Origin of the sequence: Hanstruepera ponticola, assembly GCF_002940745.1 — a bacterium.
In the GTDB taxonomy this organism is placed as follows: Bacteria; Bacteroidota; Bacteroidia; order Flavobacteriales; family Flavobacteriaceae; genus Hanstruepera; species Hanstruepera ponticola.
The window spans coordinates 1-2500 of record NZ_POTB01000005.1 but is presented as its reverse complement, the minus strand read 5'-3'; the positions used below and the strand labels follow the sequence as shown (position 1 = coordinate 2500).

General features: G+C 48.1%; 2 rRNA genes (1 of these 2 cut by a window edge). Both read left to right on the top strand.

Features of this window, described 5'->3' with window-relative positions:
• Nucleotides 1-2220: ribosomal RNA gene (locus tag C1S72_RS14340) — 23S ribosomal RNA — on the top strand (it extends 603 nt beyond the left edge of the window).
• Between the two features lie 128 nt (nucleotides 2221-2348).
• Nucleotides 2349-2457, top strand: a 5S ribosomal RNA gene (gene rrf, locus C1S72_RS14335).
• Nucleotides 2458-2500 lie beyond the last annotated feature (43 nt).

Sequence of the window (2500 nt, the reverse complement as noted above, 5' to 3'; positions counted from 1 at the left end):
CGAGTTACCGTTGCTAGCAAGGTTAAGGACTTCAGGTCCGGATCCGTAGCGAAAGCGAGTCTGAATAGGGCGCTTTAGTTAGTAGTGGTAGACGCGAAACCGTGTGATCTACCCATGGGCAGGTTGAAGCTGTAGTAACATACAGTGGAGGACCGAACCGGTTGACGTTGAAAAGTCTTCGGATGACCTGTGGGTAGGGGTGAAAGGCCAATCAAACTCGGAAATAGCTCGTACTCCCCGAAATGCATTTAGGTGCAGCGTTGATTTATAGTTTTATAGAGGTAGAGCTACTGATTGGATGCGGGGGCTTCACCGCCTACCAATTCCTGACAAACTCCGAATGCTATAAAATGTTAATCAGCAGTGAGGGCATGGGTGCTAAGGTCCATGTCCGAGAGGGAAAGAACCCAGACCATCAGCTAAGGTCCCCAAATGTATGTTAAGTTGAATAAACGAGGTTGAACTGCTTAGACAGCTAGGATGTTGGCTTGGAAGCAGCCATTCATTTAAAGAGTGCGTAACAGCTCACTAGTCGAGCGGTTCGGCATGGATAATAATCGGGCATAAACATACTACCGAAGCTATGGCATCGAAAGATGGGTAGGGGAGCATTGTAGTGTCGTCGAAGGTGAGACGTGAGTCTTGCTGGAGAAGCTACAAAAGAAAATGTAGGCATAAGTAACGATAATGCGGGCGAGAAACCCGCACTCCGAAAGACTAAGGTTTCCTCAGCTATGCTAATCAGCTGAGGGTTAGTCGGGACCTAACGCGAACCCGAAAGGGGTAGTGGATGGACAACAGGTTAATATTCCTGTACCTGCTCACACTAAAAGTGACGGAGGCGAAAAGTTGGTGCGTACTGACGGAATAGTACGTTGAAGGAAGTGGTAACACTCCGATAGTACACTAAAGCTACGGCTGCGGTGATAATCCAGCAAATCGACTTCCAAGAAAAGCGAGTGAAGCAGCCCGTACCCTAAACCGACACAGGTAGTTGGGATGAGAATTCTAAGGAGCTCGAGAGATTCATGGCTAAGGAACTAGGCAAAATAGACCTGTAACTTCGGGAGAAAGGTCGCCCATCTTCGGATGGGCCGCAGTGAAAAGGTCCAGGCGACTGTTTATCAAAAACACAGGGCTATGCTAAATCGAAAGATGACGTATATGGCCTGACACCTGCCCGGTGCTGGAAGGTTAAGTGGAGGGTTTAGCTTCGGCGAAGATCTGAAATGAAGCCCCAGTAAACGGCGGCCGTAACTATAACGGTCCTAAGGTAGCGAAATTCCTTGTCGGGTAAGTTCCGACCTGCACGAATGGTGCAACGATCTGGACACTGTCTCAGCCATGAGCTCGGTGAAATTGTAGTATCGGTGAAGATGCCGATTACCCGCAGTGGGACGAAAAGACCCCGTGAACCTTTACTATAGCTTAGTATTGGCTTTGGATAAGTAATGTGTAGGATAGGTGGGAGACTTTGAAGCGGCGTCGCCAGGCGTTGTGGAGTCATTGTTGAAATACCACCCTTTGCTTATCTAGAGTCTAACCCTTCACAAAAGGGGACAGTGCTTGGTGGGTAGTTTGACTGGGGTGGTCGCCTCCAAAAGAGTAACGGAGGCTTCTAAAGGTTCCCTCAGCACGCTTGGTAACCGTGCGTAGAGTGCAATGGCATAAGGGAGCTTGACTGAGAGACATACAGGTCGATCAGGTACGAAAGTAGAGCATAGTGATCCGGTGGTTCCGCATGGAAGGGCCATCGCTCAAAGGATAAAAGGTACTCCGGGGATAACAGGCTGATCTCCCCCAAGAGCTCACATCGACGGGGGGGTTTGGCACCTCGATGTCGGCTCGTCACATCCTGGGGCTGGAGAAGGTCCCAAGGGTTGGGCTGTTCGCCCATTAAAGTGGCACGCGAGCTGGGTTCAGAACGTCGTGAGACAGTTCGGTCTCTATCTACTGTGGGCGTTAGAAATTTGAGTGGATCTGACTCTAGTACGAGAGGACCGAGTTGGACAAACCTCTGGTGTATCTGTTGTTCCGCCAGGAGCATTGCAGAGTAGCTACGTTTGGAAGGGATAAGCGCTGAAAGCATATAAGCGCGAAACCCACCACAAGATGAGATTTCTTTAAAGGGTCGTGGGAGATGACCACGTTGATAGGCTACAGGTGTAAAGGCAGTAATGTCATAGCCGAGTAGTACTAATAACCCATAGGCTTATTGTACAGCCGTTCTTTTTATAAGTGCAAACTATTTTCATGTAAACTTTTCAATATGTCAACAATATTTGTCACATTTTATATGTGACGCTGAAAGTAATAGAATATATAAAGCTATTACATCAGCTATAACTTAAGGTGGTTATAGCGACGGGGCTCACCTCTTACCATTCCGAACAGAGTAGTTAAGCCCGTTAGCGCCAATGGTACTGCATCTCGTGGGAGAGTAGGTCGCCGCCTTTTTTAAGACTCAATCATTTTTTTGGTTGAGTCTTTTTTTTTGCTT